This is a genomic window from Streptomyces sp. NPDC088400 (genome assembly GCF_044753355.1).
GTDB lineage: Bacteria > Actinomycetota > Actinomycetes > Streptomycetales > Streptomycetaceae > Streptomyces.
Genome location: NZ_JBIVMZ010000002.1, coordinates 182,021 through 196,026, shown reverse-complemented (window position 1 = coordinate 196,026; position 14,006 = coordinate 182,021). Strand labels below are relative to the sequence as shown.

Below are 14,006 nucleotides of genomic sequence, written 5' to 3'. Positions count from 1 at the left end.
ACCCCAGCGACACAGTCCGGGAGCATCCTCAGCCCTGCCTCGGCTCAAACACAACCGCACTACCCGAACGAACTACGCACGATCATGATGCGTTACGGGAGGACCCAATGAAACCGCCCTCAGATGTAAACTCGATCTCTGTTCCGATTCGCGCACTCGTCTGCGACGGCATTCCGCTGGTACGGGACAGTCTGGCCGGTCTGCTGGATTCACAGTCAGATTTCAAGGTGGTGGCCACGGCCGAAAGTGTTGCGCAGACCCTGTTACTCACGCGGACGTACCGGCCCGATGTGGTGCTCCTCGGCCTCGATCCGGAGCCGAACCTCCAGGCGAGCCGACGGCTGGCCGAGTACGGGAGCTCCGAGGAGAGCGGGCCGCATGTCCTGGTGTTCCACCATGACTGCACGGACGCGCTGCTTTCCGATCTGCTCCTGGCAGGGGTGAAGGGCCTGCTCAACCGGGACGCCACCGGTGAAGAGGTGCTCGCCGCGGTCCGGGGTGTGGCCCGTGGGTCCACCATGCTCAGCACGGTGGTCGTGGACCGGCTCGTCGAGTGGTTCCGGCGTGTGTACGAGAACGCGCCTCGGGCGGCGGAGATGCCGGAGGTCACCACACTGACCCTGCGGGAGCGGCAGGTGCTGGCTCTGGTCGGGCACGGCATGACGATTGACGACGTGGCCGAGCGGCTGTACATCGGGATCAGCACAGTCCGCACCCACCTGCACCGCATTCGGCACAAGCTGGCGCTGAAGGACCGTGCCCAACTGGTCGCCTTCGCGTACCGGTCGGGGCTGATGAGCGAGCAGGCGGTGAGCGGGGAGAACCCGGACTACTCGCACGCCTGACGGCGTCGGCCGAGTGTCGATCGACCGCCAAGGAATGCTCCCGGCCCCTTGGCGGCCCGTAGTCGGCGCGGTCGCCGAGACCGGCCGCCGGGATCGCTCAGACCCTCGCCAGCAGGCCCTCGATCTCCTTCATCTGCTCGGGTGTCAGTGGCCCGAAATCCAGCGCGCCGACGTTCTGTTCGACCTGAGCCACACTCCGGAAGCCGGGTATGGGCACGGTCCGCGGGCTACGGGCCCACAGCCAGCCGATGGCGCCCTGCGCGAGAGTACGACCGCCACTGGTGAGCACCTCGCGGACCGCCTCCGCCCGCGCGACCCACTGTGCCGACGCGCCGTCTTCGGTGAACCAACGCAGCCAGCCCGGCGGTGTGCCGCGGATGTCCCCCCGAGCCACCCCGTCGGCCGACGTGTACTTGCCGGTCAGCAGGCCCATGGCCAGCGGGCTGCGATTGATACTGGCCACCCCCGACTCCTCGCAGAGAGCGAGCAGTTCGGGCGCGTCGTGCAGCACGCTGCACTCGTGCTGCACGGCGACGCAGTGCTCCCCCGCCGTGAACACGCGGGCCCGCGCCTGGTCGTCCGTACTCCACGCGTAACCCCGGATCAGGCCCTCGGCCACGAACTCCTCGCAGACGTCCCGCAGCCGGGCGCCCACCTCCGCATCCACGTCGGACAGGTGGAGTTGATACAGGTCGACGTAGTCGGTGCCCAGCCGGCTCAGCGAGGCGTGCAGCGCCTTCCGGGCGTACTCGGGTGTCTCGTCGGCGCCCGTCATCGTCCGGCTCGACTCGTCGAAGACGTTGCCCCACTTGGTGGCGATGACGACCTCGTCACGGTGCCCGGCCAGCGCCCGGCCCAGGACCCGCTCGCTGCGGCCCGCGCCGTACACGTCGGCCGTGTCGAAAAAGTTGGCCCCCAACTCCAGCGCGCGCCGGATCGCGACGACCGACTCGTCGTCGTCCACCTCTCCCCAGCCCAGCGGATTTCCCTCGCTGTCCGTCCATTCACCACCGATCGCCCAGCAGCCGAGCCCCACCGCGCCGACCTGGATGGCACTGTCCCCGAGACTCCGGGCCATAGGAAGAGAGTTACCGCTTTGCACATGTCCTCCTGGGAATCAGTTGGTGCCCGCGTCCAGGCGGGCCTTCCGTGCCCCCGCCCGGTGGACCGCCATAGCGGCGAGGCCGGTCGACACATCGCCAAGCGTCACCAGGACCCGGCTCAGCGCCACCGCGGCGACCACGGCCGGCCCCGACAATACAGCGGCCAGTGTGAGACCGAGTACGACGTCACGGGCGCCGAGCCCGGCCGGCAGAACGAAGGCCAGCATTCCGCACACCGCGGACAACGCGAAGCCGCCCACCCCGACTGCCAGCGCCCTGCCCGGGTCCGCGCCAAGGGCCGTGGCAAGTACGGAGACATGGAGACCGGCCAGCACCCAGCCCGCGCCCATCAGCGCTGTCGCGTACAGGGCCGTCCGCCGGTCGACGGCCGCCTGCCGCCGCGCACCGAGAACGGGGGCGGCCCACACCACCACGGCGGGCAGCGCGAGGGCCACCGGCGCCAGCAGCCACCACAGCGGCTGTGGCCCGGCCAGTACGGGCACCGCGAGGACACCTACCGCGGCACCGGCGGCGGTGCTGAGCACCACACTGCCGAGGAAGCCGCCGGCCAGCCGGGCCGGCGGCTGCCGCACCGACTGGGCAAGACCGGCATGCGCCAGCGCCGGCCACAGGCCGCCGGGGATGTACTTGGCGAGCCCTCCGACGAAGTACAGGCGGATCGCGTCGCGCAACTCCAGGCGGGCGCCCATCCCTTCGAGCAGCGCCCGCCACCCCAGCATGCCGGGAACGAGTCCTGCCACCACCAGCGCGCCGGCGAGCAGTACGTAGCCCGGTCCGAGGGTCCGCATCTGATCGCCCAGGGCCGACCGCTCACGCCACAGGACCGCTGCGAGAGCCACCGCGACGACCGTGCAGCCGGCCCCGCGGGCGGTTGCGGCCAGAACGGTCCGTACCCGTCCGCTCATCGCGCACCGCCCTCCAGCGACAGCCGCAGTTCCTGGGCCCGGTGATCGGACATGCCCGCCGAACCGCGCAGGTCGTACCGGTGCACCGCGACCTGGTCGGAGGTGAACGCCCAGTCCAGCCGCCACAGTCCGGGCCCCTGGTCCCGCCACGTGGCCGGGTAGAGCGCGGGACTCTTCCGTACCGCGTCCCTGAGAACGCCCTCCAGCCCGCCGATGTCGCCCATGGCCGGTGAGGTGTTGAAGTCGCCGGCGACCAGTAGCGGACGGTCGTTGCCCGCCACGTCCTTCTCCAGTGCGGCGAACTGCGGCCGACGTTCCGCGTCGCGCTGCCGGACCGTGCGGTAGAAGCCGGGGGTCAGAGGATTTCGTGCGGCATCGACCTGCACGGGGATGTGCACGTTGTAGAAGGACATCACCGTGCCCTTGATGCGCAGATCGGTGCGGAGGACCTTGGCCGACTCGTACACCCGCGTCCACTCGGTGGTGGGACGGATGGCCCGAGCCGGGCCGATGGCGGGCCGGCCGACGATGGGAAACCTGGACAGGGTGAGGAGTTCACCGCTGACTGCGACTTCGTAACCGGGGAATTCCCGCCGCAGCCGGGCCATGTCGTCGGTCCGTACCGGCCTCTCACCCACCCAGGACAAGTACTCCTGGAGCAGGTAGACGTCCGCGCGCTGGGCCTTCAGATAGCGGTAGAAGCGGTCGGGGTCGTCCCACTGGTGCCAGTACTGGGTGTTCCAGGACATCACACGCAGGGCGTCGCGCGGCGGGGCCTGCGCGTTCCAGTTGGCGACGGCGTACGGATTGAGCCCGGAGTACACCGCTCCCAGCACGGTGGTCGCGGCCAGCAGTGGGATCAGTGTGCGCCGTACCGGCCGGGCGAAATACGCGGCGGCGAGCAACGCCAACGGAACGGCGACGAAGGCCAACGGCGGTACGAGGTCAGGGACCAGCCAGAGCCACAGGCGGCCGCTGAGCGCGTACTGAAGCAGGAGGAACATCCCCCACGCGACGGTCAGCGCGACGAGGAGGCGGGTGCCCAGGCACCAGCGCGCCCCGGTGGTGGGCTCCGTCAGCTCCCCGGCGGCAGGTCCGGCTTCGCCCGGCCCGGTCCCGGCCGCTCCCGCGGTGCGGACGCCGAAGTCCCCGCTCACGCCGATCCCCTGAGGGGTTCCTGGCCGGCGTCGTACAGTTGGCGGAATGCCCCGGAGGCCAGCCACTGCAGGGCTCCCGCGCCGGCGCCCGCCGCGATGGACAGGTTCACCAGGAAGTGCGCGCCCATGAAGTAGAGCAGGAAGAACGGGCCGCGGCGGCGCAGCACATAGCCGTACATCCCGGCGTCGCTCAGCAGCGACATCAGCAGCAGCAGCGCGGGTACGACGGCCCACGCGACCCCGAACAGCGGCGGCAGGGCCAGGGCGGCCACGGAGCCGAGGGCAGCCAGGCTCCCCCAAGCCCGGGAGGCCGTCTCGAAGCCCTGGGCGAACCTCCGGCGCCGCGCGTACAGCGGGACCCTCAGCCGGCCCCGGCGGAAGAGCTTGCGCATCAGCGGCCACATCTCGTGGTCGTCGTCGTGCCGACCGCGGACGTCGTTGCTGAGCCACAGGGTGTAGCGCTGCGAGAGCCGGTTGCCGTAGTCGACCTCCTCGGTCTGCCACAACCGGTCGTTGAACGGGCCGAGTTCGGCGAAGACATCGGCGCGTATCGCCCCCAGGGAGAAGAAGCCGAAGGAGACGGGCCCCTCGGAGCTGGCCCGCCAGTAGTGGGCCTGCAGACTCCGGTACTCCTCGACCAGGCTGTCCCGGATCAGCGGTTCCGGCTCGTAGATCCCGCAGACCGAGCCCATGGCCGCGTCGCCGCCCAGCAGGGCGACCGCGTTGGCGACAGCGTCGGGGGCGAGCGCCACGTCCGAGTCCACGAAGAACAGCACCTCGCCGCGGGCCTGCCGGGCGCCGAGGTTACGGGCGGCGGCCACTCCGCTGTTGCCCGGGGTACGCAGCACAGGGACCCCGAACCGTTCGGCGACGGCCACCGAGCCGTCCGTACTGCAGTCGTCCACCACGATGATCTCGGTCTTCGGATAGCTCTGGTCCTGTATCGCGCTCAGGCACAGCCCCAGCGTCCGCTCGTAGTTGTAGTTGGGAACGATGATGCTCACCAGGGGCTGGAATTCCATGGCGGTTCGTTACCTCTCTTCTCCAGGGCTACAGCGGGGGTTGACCGGCGAGCAGGGAACCGACCAGAAGGGCACCCCACACCAGTGAGTTGACGACCATGGTTCGGTCGTGCAGGACCGAGCGCACGGGCTCACCGCCTTCGCCGCTGACGAGGACCAGCTGCAGGTAGCGGAACAGTCCGAAGAAGGCGCAGGGAACGGAGAGCAGCATGACCGCGTCCCCGTGCGGACCCGCGGAGACCTCGGTACGCAGGTAGAGCAAGTACGTGATCGCGGTGAGCACCGCGGTGTGCAGGATCAAGGAGTCGAGATAGGGCACCGAGTAGCCGCGCAGGGCCGGGCGGTGCAGCTCTCCGCGAAGCATCAGTTCGTGCCGCCGCTTGCCGAAACTCAGCATCAGGCACAGGGAGAAGACACAGATCAACAGCCACGCCGAGGGCTCGACACCGGCCGCCGCGCACCCCGCGACCGCCCGAAGCACGAACCCGCAGGACACCACGAAGGCGTCGACCAGCGGCACGTGCTTCAGCGCCCGGCTGTAGGCGGCGTTGAGCAGCAGATACGCCCCGACGGGCACGGCCACCGCCAGAGTGCCGTACGCCAGCAGCAGGCCGAGCACGACTGACAGAACCGCGGCGTAGAGCCAGGCCACCGGGACCGGGAGGCGGCCGGCCGCCAGCGGACGGTGCCTCTTGACGGGGTGGAGACGGTCTCGTTCCCGGTCGCCGATGTCGTTGACGACATAGACGATGACCGAGGCGAGCGTGAACGCCAGCAGGGCGGCGCCGACGCGCAGGATCGGGGCGAGACGCCAGACGGCGGGGTCCAGCAGCGGAAGAGGCACCACCAGCAGGCTCTTTATCCACTGCCCTGGGCGGGAGAGCGCGAGCAGGCCACGGAAGCGCCCTGCCGCGACGGACGTGGACGCGCTCGTGGACGCGCTCGTGGACGCGCTCCCGGACGCGCTCGTGGCCGCTGTGTGGAGCTCTGCCTCAGGCACGGTTTCGGACGCCATCAGAAGACCCTCTTCGCCAGCGCGAGCGCCCCTTGCCGCCACGCGTCCCTGCTGGTGCGCCCGCTGCGCCGGCCCAGCCGCCCGGCCGCCTTCTGCTCGCGCCACCAGGCGTAGGTCCGCAGCAGGGAGTCCTGATTGGAGTACTTCGGCTCGAACCCCAACCGCTCGCGGGCCCGGTCGATACTGACGTACGAGTCATCCATCAGCTTCCGCGACAGCCGCCCGTACACCGGCGACAGCTTTGTGCGCGCCAACAGCTCAAGGGTGATCAGCGCCGGTTTCGCCGGCAGCGAGACGACGCGCTTGCCGTGCCCGGCGGCGTCCAGCACGGCCTGGAAGTCCTCGCGCAGCGTGGCGAATTCGGCGGCTGCCAGGTTGAAGGTGTCGTCGGCTGTCGCGGCCGGTGCGTGCAGTGTGGTCACCACAGCGTCGACGAGGTCGAAGGTGTCGAACATCTGGATACGGACGTCTCCGCGGCCCAGGACCGGGAAGTGACGGCCCTCCTCCGCCCATTCGAAGAGCATGGCGAATAGGCCGAGCCGACCGGGACCGAGGAAGGTCTTGGGGCGCAGGATGGGCACGCAGATCCCCGTGCCGCGGTACTCCTCGACCACCTCCTCCGCCTGAGCCTTGGCGGCGCTGTAGGGATCGCAAGGCAGGCGGGGATGTTCCTCCGCGGTCGGCATGTCCGTGGGGATGCCGTAGACAGCGGTGGTGGAGACATGGACGACGCGCTCGACCTCGGCGCTGCGCGCCGCCCGCATCACACTGCGCGTCCCGTCCACGACGATCGAGCGGATCTGCTCGGCGGGATAGCTGGGCAGCGCCGAGGCGCAGTGCACCACGGCGTCCATGCCGGTGGCCGCCCGGGTGAGGAAGGCGGTGTCGCGGATGTCGCCCACGGTGTGCCGGTATCCGACGCCACCGGCCTGGCCGGGCGGGCCCGCGGGACACAAGTCGACGGCGGGTCTCACATCGATGCTGTGAACGTCGTGCCCGTCGTCGGCGAGTCTGCGGACAAGGTCACCACCCAGCATGCCGGCACCGCCGGTCACCAATACGTGCATGAGCCGCCCTCCATAGGAGTTCCGTGGGTCATGGACTTCAGGAGTTCCGTGGGTCATGGACTTCCGAGATGGCACAACGAGGGCCGGAAAAGCGCGATGAAGTATCGGCCCGGCGGCGGAAGCCCCGTCCTTTTTCCCTCGCCGACGACATTAGGCGCGGGCCGCTCGCCGGGGCGTCCTCATTCCGGTGGAATACGAAAGCCCCGTTCTCAACACCAGGTTCACGGCTTTGGACACCACGCTTACCCACTTTGAAGGCGCGGCTGAACGGCGGCCCGAGAGGTGCGGCCGAGGCGTTCCGCGACGGACTGGATCGGCAGCGTGTCCTCGGCCGGCCACTGGCCTGCGAGGAGCATCCGCAGCCCCGTTGCGTAACGGAGGGGCGGCATGCTGATCGTCATGTGGGTCGGAGCGCCCCGGCACCGCTTGGGGACTGCCGCGTCGATGTGATCCCGACCGTGTACGTGGGGCGTGGCTGTCCGCCCGCCCCACGTGAAACGGATCCCCTCCCAGGTGAAACGGATCCGCGGTACCTCAGGCGGTCATTCCACCGTCGACGAGCAGGTCGGTGCCCGTCACGTACGACGCCTCGTCAGAGGCGAGGAACAGCACCGCGGCGGACAGTTCCGCGGAGTCTCCGAAGCGGTCCATCGGCACCCGCAGGAGTTCCCGCGCCTGGGCGTCCTCGTCCCATGTGGCCTCCAGGAGCGGGGTGCGCACAATGCCGGGGCAGACGCAGTTCACACGAACGCCCGCCGCGGCGTAGTCCTTGGCCGTGGCCCGCGCGAGACCCCGCACGCCGAACTTCGATGCCGAATACGCGGCATTCGGAGTCCTGCCCTGGAACCCGGCCGTGGAGGAGATGTTCACGATCGACCCGCCGCCCGCCGCGACCATGCCCGGAATGACGGCGTGCATTCCGTAGAAGGTGCCGTTCAGGTCAACCTCCATCGTGCGGCGGTAATCGGCGATCGACAGCTCCGCGGCGGGCAGGAAGGGCCCCGCGGCACCGGCGTTGTTCACCAGTACGGTGATCGGCCCGAACTCTCGCTGGGTCTCGGCGACCAGCGCGGCCCACTGCTCCGGGTCACTCACATCCAGACGGACGAAGCGAGCGGCTTCGCCGAGTTCGGCGGCGAGTGCACGGCCCTCCGCCTCAAGGATGTCGGCGATCACCACACGCGCGCCTTCGGCGACGAACGTCCGCACATGGGACGCCCCCATCCCGAGCGCTCCGCCCGTGACGACAGCGACCTTCGACTCCAGACGACCCATTCGTTCTCAGTCCTTTCACAACGGGCCCGGCGGCTCACGGCGCCGCGGCCTCGACCAATTGCTCCCAGTTGGGAAAGTATCATCTGGGAGTATCTGGCGCCGGGTAGCATCAGGCGACGTGATCAGGGATTCCAGCGACCTTCGGGCAAGCAGTCGGCGCGCGCTGGCCAGCGCGCACGGTGTCCACGTCGGGATGTCGCTGTTTCTCGCGTGGCGCATCTCCGACCGCAACTTCGCCGACGCGCTGAGCGAGTTCGAGCTCACGCCGCGGCAGTACAACGTGCTTCTGTCGCTCGCCGCCGACCAGCCGCTGAGCCAGACCGAGCTGGTGAACCGCGTCGGGGTCGACCGCTCGGGGATGGGACGTCAGATCGACGACCTTGAGCAGCGAGGACTCGTCGAGCGACGCCGTAACGAGGCCGACCGGCGCGCTCATGCCGTAAACGTCACCGACCTCGGCCGCAGTTGCCTCAACGCCGCCGACGCCGCCGTCCAGCGCACGATGGCGGAGGTGTACGGCGTCCTCAGCGACGAGGAGCTACAGGTACTCGACCGGCTCCTGACCCGCATCGTCGAACAGCACTGAGGGACAGGGGCGAGGGCGGCGGAAAACCCGTGCCCGCTGTCAATGGTGTCCGCGAGGATGGCGCCCATGACTGAATCCACCCGGCCGTGCTCCCCCGACGGCGCCTCACCCAACGGCGTCTCGTCCGACAACGAATACAGCCAAGTCGGCGGGGAAACAGGCCAGTTCATGGCGATACCCGGCGAGGTGACGGCCGGGATCCGGGTCCGTGAGATGACCGTCGCCGACTGCGAGGCCGTCGCCGTGATCCGGGTGCGCGGCTGGCGGTACGCGTACGCGGGGCTCATACCCCAGGCGTATCTGGACGCGATGAGCGTCACGGAGGAGACGGCCCTGCGCCGTGAACGGTTCGCCGCCGGCGCCGGCCTGGTGGTCAATCTCGTGGCGGAGCGCGGCGGACGGGTGGCCGGGTGGGGTTGCTACGGTCCCGGCCGCGACGCGGACGCGGACGCCGGGACGGCGGAGCTGTACGCGATCTACGTACAGCCCGAGTTGCTGTCCACCGGTGTCGGGCGCGCGCTGATGGACGCGCTGACGTCACGGGCCGCGGAGGACGACTACACGTCGATGCTGCTCTGGGTGCTGGCGGAGAACGGGCGCGCCCGCCGCTTCTACGCGAAGGCCGGCTTCGCGCCGGACGGCGCCGAGGAGTCCTTCGACGTGGACGGGGTCTCGGTGCCCGAAGTGCGTTACGCGAGGCGGCTGAGTGCCTCGTCGGCGGCGGTGCGCAGGCGGGGGTGAACCCGGGCCGCTTCGAGGGCGTCGCGCGCGCCGGGGTCCCCGAGCTGTCCCAGTCCCTCGATACAGGCGAGCGCCACCCGCCAGTACGGTTCGTCCGGCGCCAACAGCCGTTCCAGCGTGGCGATCAGCACCGGTACGGACTCGGCGGCCCGCAACTCGGTGAGCAGCCGTATGGGATGGAGCGCGTAGGCGGTGCGCAGTGTGTTGGTGGCGAGCGCGGCAGCGGCCCTGGGGGTGCGCGGGTCGCCGAGCCGGGCGAGGGCGTACGAAGCGGAGACGCAGCGCTCGGGATCGCGGTGGTTGAGGAGCAGCACGAGCGTTTCGAAAGCCCGCCGGTCCCCGGCGCACCCGAGCCGGAACGCGGCTGTCTCCCGCGCCCACAAGGGCTGTTCACGCGCGGTGAGAACACCGGCCAGCTCTTCCCGGTCCTCGGTGTGTACGAGCCGTTGATACGCCTCCGAGTCCCCGGACTCGTCCCGCACCCGGTCCGCGAGCGAACGTAAGTCCTCATCCATGCCTGCCAGGTTATCGGCGCCGGGCACGCGACCGGCGCCGATTCACAGCTCCGGCCGGCCGACGCGCGCGACGCGCAAGGTGACTTGACAGTGTGTGGTCGCCCAGGGCGTATCGGCTCCAGGTTCCCCCGGCTTCGGTGACCAGGCGGGTGGCGGTCTTGTCGTGGTAGCCGACGGCTTTCGCGATGACGGAGGCCGGGGCCGGGGCCCGGAGGACGAGTTGGCGGATCGCGGAGGTCCTGCCGCGCTGTGGCTGCCTCGGGAGCACTGCTCATGACGTAGCGATTCTCCTCGAAGATCCCGCCTCCCTGGTGCCGCAAGTCGCCGAAGGTCTCCGAGGTGCTGCCGCTGCTCTACCTCCACGGCCTGCCCTCGGGGATTTCGTGCCCGCGCTGGAGCAGTTCCTGGGAAGCCTGGCCGTTCAAGCTTGTCGAGTCCGTCCAGGCGCGCCGGCGTGCGGTCATCGCACCCCACCTCGTCGCCCTCGTCCGGGCCTGCGCCCGCTTCGAGAACGGTCACCTCGTCGAACGCCCCGAGGAACCCGCCGCAGCGTGCCACATCTCAACCGACCTAAAGATCCTGACAGTTGCTCATGAAACCAGCCCCGGTGACGCTACGCTGCTGTGTCGTGCAGGAGACGCGTCTCGACACTGCTCGGATCCGGGCGGCTCGCCGGGTGATCGACCCGGTCTTTCTCGACACTCCGCTGTACCGCTGCGAGGCGCTGGAGCCCGGCCTCGGGTGCACGGTGAGCATCAAGCTCGAAACGGCGAACCCGGTCCGCAGCTTCAAGGCCCGCGGCACCGAGGTAGTCGCGAGCCTGCTGGCCGACAATGCCTCGCGAGCCGGGGTGTGCGCCAGCGCGACGGGGCACGTGGTTCTGCGAGGTGACCCCGCGCACGCCTCTGCCCGATCTGGTCCTGTCCTTCAGCACCCGGGACCGGTCCCCGGCACTGAACGCCTTCCTCGACGTCATCCGCGACACCTGCCCCGATGTCGGTGCCGCACTCGACCACCGGCTCGGCCGACCCGGGGTCCCGGTAGGAACGGAGCAGGAAAATCGGTCTTGCTGTCAGACGGCCGCATTCTCCGACAGTCGGCTGCGGTCCACATCATGACTGCCTGATGCTTCTGTCCAACAGGCCCAGAGCCGAGCACAGGGAGACGGAGAGGGTCATCCATACGACGAAGGCCCCACCGCCGCAGAGCACTGCGCGGGGCACGCTTCCGTCCGCTGCCCAGGACAGCACACCGGCGATGACCGCGACAAGCAGGGACAGAACAGTTGACAGGGCGACGAGCAAGACTCGCGTCGAAAGTCCGGAGCGCAAGGCCGACATCCTTCTGCGAAGGATGGCCGCTCCAAGACACGCGTCTCAGCCCGACCACCGAAAACGGTAGTTGGCTGAGACGGTGTGTCCCCGGGGTGTGGTCCGGACTGCAGAGAGTCCGGGCCCCCCGGGGAGACGCCCTCAATCAGTCCTCCGATGCTAGAAGACTCCGACAGATCACACCAGACAGCGCTCGCTGGAAATCGAGACGATCTCAGCGGTGATCGCTAAGGGAGACTGATGGCACTCCCTCCGGATAGGTGTACGCGACACCTGAACATGCGAGTTCACCGGTCCCGAGGCGGGTGACACAGCGCATGACGACCGCGCTCTGGCGCGCTCGTTACCCGTCGGTTAACCTCAGATGAGCGGGTTATCCACTCGCGACTCCGATGGCCTGGTGACGCAGCCATCGCGAGTGCTGTCGGTTCAGCACTTCCACGGCCCGGCCCGTCCGGACCGTACATACGGCGTGGCTCCGGAACAGGGCCCGTCGGCAGGCTCACGGACGCTCAGCACGTACACGTCCGCCGGCCGAGCCCCGAAAACCAGCCGTCACTTCTTCCCCTGGAGTCCCGTGATGGACATCCCTCTCTCCACCATCGCCGTGGTCGGCCTCGGCACGATGGGGACCGGCATCGCCGAGATCCTCGCCGTGGCCGGCCGTGAGGTCATCGGCATCGACATCAGCGACGCGGCCTCCAGGCAGGCCGTCGCCGCGCTCGAAGCGTCCACCGCGCGGGGCGTGGAGCGCGGCCGGCTCACCGAGGAGGAGCGGCGGACCGCCCTCGCCCGGTTCCGTACGTTCTCCGATCTGCACGCCGCCGCCGACGCCGAGTTGGTGATCGAGGTCGTGCCCGAGTCGTACGAGGCCAAGCAGCGGGTCTTGCGCGCGCTGGACGGGATCGTCAGTCCCACGGCCGTGCTCGCGACCGGCACCAACGCACTGTCGGTGACCCGGCTGGCCGCCGACTCGGCGCACCCCGAGCGGGTGCTCGGACTGCACTTCTTCAACCCCGCCCCGGCGATGAAGCTGGTCGAGGTGGTCTCCTCGGTCCTCACCTCGCCGCAGGCCGTGGCGGCCGTCACGGCACTCGCGCGCGAACTGGGCAAGGAGCCGGTCGCGTTGGGCGACCGGCCCGGGTTCGTCGCGGACGGCCTGCTCTTCGGCTATCTCAACCAGGCCGCCGCGATGTACGAGGCCAAGTACGCCTCCCGCGAGGACATCGACGCGGCGATGCGGCTGGGCTGCGGGCTGCCCATGGGGCCGCTCGCCCTGCTCGACCTGATCGGCGTCGACACCGCCCGTACCGTGCTGGACGCGATGCACGCGGCGTCCCACGACCGGCTGCACGCCCCCGCGCCGGTTCTCAGACAGCTCAGCGACGCCGGGCTGACCGGGCGCAAGGCCGGGCGCGGCTTCTACACGTACGAGGCGCCCGGCAGCGGCACGGTGGTGCCGGACGCCCTGACACCGACGATCACCGCGGAAGGCGCCGCCGCAGGCTCTGGCCGACCCGTCCGGTCGGTCGGGGTCGCGGGCTCCGGCACCATGGCGAGCGGCATCGCGGAGGTCTTCGCCAAGGCGGGATACGACGTCGTACTCGCGGCCAGGAACCCGGAGAAGGCGGTCGCCGCCGTCGGCCGTATCGCCACGTCCCTGGCTCGTTCCGTCGACAAGGGCCGGCTGACCGCCGAGGCCCGGGACGCGACGCTGGCCCGGATCGCACCGGCCGGTTCGCTCGACGCGTTCGCCGAGGTGGATCTGGCCGTCGAGGCGGTGGCCGAGGACCTGGAGGTCAAGCGGCAGCTCTTCGCCGCGCTCGACAAGATCTGCCGGCCGGGCGCGGTGCTGGCCACCACGACCTCCTCGCTCCCGGTGGTCGCCTGCGCCCGGGCGACCTCACGCCCGCAGGACGTCGTCGGGATGCACTTCTTCAACCCGGCCCCGGCGATGAAGCTGGTCGAGGTGGTCCGTACGGTCCTCACCGCCGACGATGTCCACGCCACCGCCCGCGAGGTGAGCCGCGCCGTCCGCAAGCACCCGGTGGACTGCGGCGACCGCGCCGGTTTCATCGTCAACGCGCTGCTCTTCCCGTACCTGAACAACGCGGTCAAGATGGTCCAGGAGCACTACGCGACGCTCGACGACATCGACGCCGCGATGAAGCTGGGCGGCGGCTATCCGATGGGCCCCTTCGAACTGCTCGATGTGGTCGGCCTCGACGTCTCGCTGGCCATCGAACGGGTGCTGCACCGCGAGTTCCACGACCCGGGGCTGGCCCCCGCGCCGCTGCTGGAACACCTGGTGGCGGCGGGCTGCCTCGGCCGTAAGACGGGGCGCGGCTTCCGTGAGTACGCGCGGCGCTGACCCCGGCGCCGGAGGGGGCGGACCGCCCGGCCGGTCCGCCCCGCAGGCACGC

Annotated in this window: 12 protein-coding genes and 3 pseudogenes; 7 read left to right on the top strand and 8 right to left on the bottom strand. The window is 69.9% G+C overall.

The window, feature by feature from the left end; all coding sequences use genetic code 11:
• Nucleotides 1-107 precede the first annotated feature (107 nt).
• Nucleotides 108-845: a response regulator transcription factor gene (locus tag ACIQD6_RS05865; RefSeq protein ID WP_401878570.1), complete on the top strand. Its 738-nt coding sequence runs from the start codon at nucleotides 108-110 to the stop codon at nucleotides 843-845.
• Between the two features lie 97 nt (nucleotides 846-942).
• Here ACIQD6_RS05865 and ACIQD6_RS05860 read toward each other — a convergent pair whose 3' ends face one another.
• The 7 genes from ACIQD6_RS05860 to ACIQD6_RS05830 form a co-directional block, all read right to left on the bottom strand.
• Entirely contained in the window at nucleotides 943-1,923 is a 981-nt protein-coding gene (locus ACIQD6_RS05860; protein WP_401878567.1) for an aldo/keto reductase, read from the bottom strand.
• 39 nt (nucleotides 1,924-1,962) lie between these two features.
• Complete coding sequence (locus ACIQD6_RS05855) at nucleotides 1,963-2,874, bottom strand: hypothetical protein (protein ID WP_401878564.1); 912 nt, start codon at nucleotides 2,872-2,874, stop codon at nucleotides 1,963-1,965.
• On the bottom strand, nucleotides 2,871-4,031 hold the full coding sequence (locus tag ACIQD6_RS05850; protein ID WP_401878562.1) for an endonuclease/exonuclease/phosphatase family protein: 1,161 nt from the start codon (nucleotides 4,029-4,031) through the stop codon (nucleotides 2,871-2,873). The genes ACIQD6_RS05855 and ACIQD6_RS05850 overlap by 4 nt, the downstream gene beginning before the upstream one ends.
• Nucleotides 4,028-5,053 (bottom strand): glycosyltransferase family 2 protein, encoded by a 1,026-nt coding sequence (locus ACIQD6_RS05845; RefSeq protein WP_401878559.1) that lies wholly within the window; start codon nucleotides 5,051-5,053, stop codon nucleotides 4,028-4,030. The genes ACIQD6_RS05850 and ACIQD6_RS05845 overlap by 4 nt, the downstream gene beginning before the upstream one ends.
• Before the next feature lie 28 nt (nucleotides 5,054-5,081).
• The gene (locus tag ACIQD6_RS05840) at nucleotides 5,082-6,068 is read right to left on the bottom strand and encodes a UbiA prenyltransferase family protein (RefSeq protein ID WP_401878556.1); all 987 of its coding nucleotides are present in this window, start codon (nucleotides 6,066-6,068) and stop codon (nucleotides 5,082-5,084) included.
• Nucleotides 6,068-7,135, bottom strand: coding sequence for an NAD-dependent epimerase/dehydratase family protein (locus ACIQD6_RS05835; RefSeq protein ID WP_401878554.1), 1,068 nt, complete (start codon nucleotides 7,133-7,135; stop codon nucleotides 6,068-6,070). Before ACIQD6_RS05835 ends, ACIQD6_RS05840 begins: the two co-directional genes overlap by 1 nt.
• Before the next feature lie 534 nt (nucleotides 7,136-7,669).
• Nucleotides 7,670-8,410, bottom strand: coding sequence for an SDR family NAD(P)-dependent oxidoreductase (locus tag ACIQD6_RS05830; RefSeq protein ID WP_401878551.1), 741 nt, complete (start codon nucleotides 8,408-8,410; stop codon nucleotides 7,670-7,672).
• A gap of 118 nt (nucleotides 8,411-8,528) precedes the next feature.
• On the opposite strand from ACIQD6_RS05830, the gene ACIQD6_RS05825 reads away from it, so the two are divergent.
• Complete coding sequence (locus ACIQD6_RS05825) at nucleotides 8,529-8,996, top strand: MarR family winged helix-turn-helix transcriptional regulator (RefSeq protein WP_401878548.1); 468 nt, start codon at nucleotides 8,529-8,531, stop codon at nucleotides 8,994-8,996.
• Nucleotides 8,997-9,062: 66 nt separating this feature from the next.
• Nucleotides 9,063-9,737, top strand: a complete 675-nt coding sequence (locus ACIQD6_RS05820; RefSeq protein WP_401878545.1) for a GNAT family N-acetyltransferase — start codon at nucleotides 9,063-9,065, stop codon at nucleotides 9,735-9,737.
• Here the strand turns inward: ACIQD6_RS05820 and ACIQD6_RS05815 are convergent.
• Nucleotides 9,686-10,252: a HEAT repeat domain-containing protein gene (locus ACIQD6_RS05815; RefSeq protein ID WP_401878542.1), complete on the bottom strand. Its 567-nt coding sequence runs from the start codon at nucleotides 10,250-10,252 to the stop codon at nucleotides 9,686-9,688. The two genes, ACIQD6_RS05820 and ACIQD6_RS05815, sit on opposite strands and share 52 nt — an antisense overlap.
• 282 nt (nucleotides 10,253-10,534) lie before the next feature.
• Here ACIQD6_RS05815 and ACIQD6_RS05810 point away from each other — a divergent pair.
• The 4 genes and pseudogenes from ACIQD6_RS05810 to ACIQD6_RS05795 all read left to right on the top strand — a co-directional run.
• A pseudogene (locus tag ACIQD6_RS05810) lies at nucleotides 10,535-10,665 on the top strand (IS256 family transposase); the annotation flags it as partial.
• A gap of 215 nt (nucleotides 10,666-10,880) precedes the next feature.
• Nucleotides 10,881-11,117, top strand: a pseudogene (locus tag ACIQD6_RS05805) (pyridoxal-phosphate dependent enzyme); the annotation flags it as partial.
• Nucleotides 11,107-11,370, top strand: a pseudogene (locus ACIQD6_RS05800) (hypothetical protein); the annotation flags it as partial. The pseudogenes ACIQD6_RS05805 and ACIQD6_RS05800, both read left to right, overlap by 11 nt.
• Nucleotides 11,371-12,163: 793 nt before the next feature.
• Nucleotides 12,164-13,954 carry a 3-hydroxyacyl-CoA dehydrogenase family protein gene (locus ACIQD6_RS05795; protein ID WP_401878539.1) on the top strand — a complete coding sequence of 597 codons (1,791 nt, stop codon included), beginning with the start codon at nucleotides 12,164-12,166 and terminating at the stop codon, nucleotides 13,952-13,954.
• Nucleotides 13,955-14,006 lie beyond the last annotated feature (52 nt).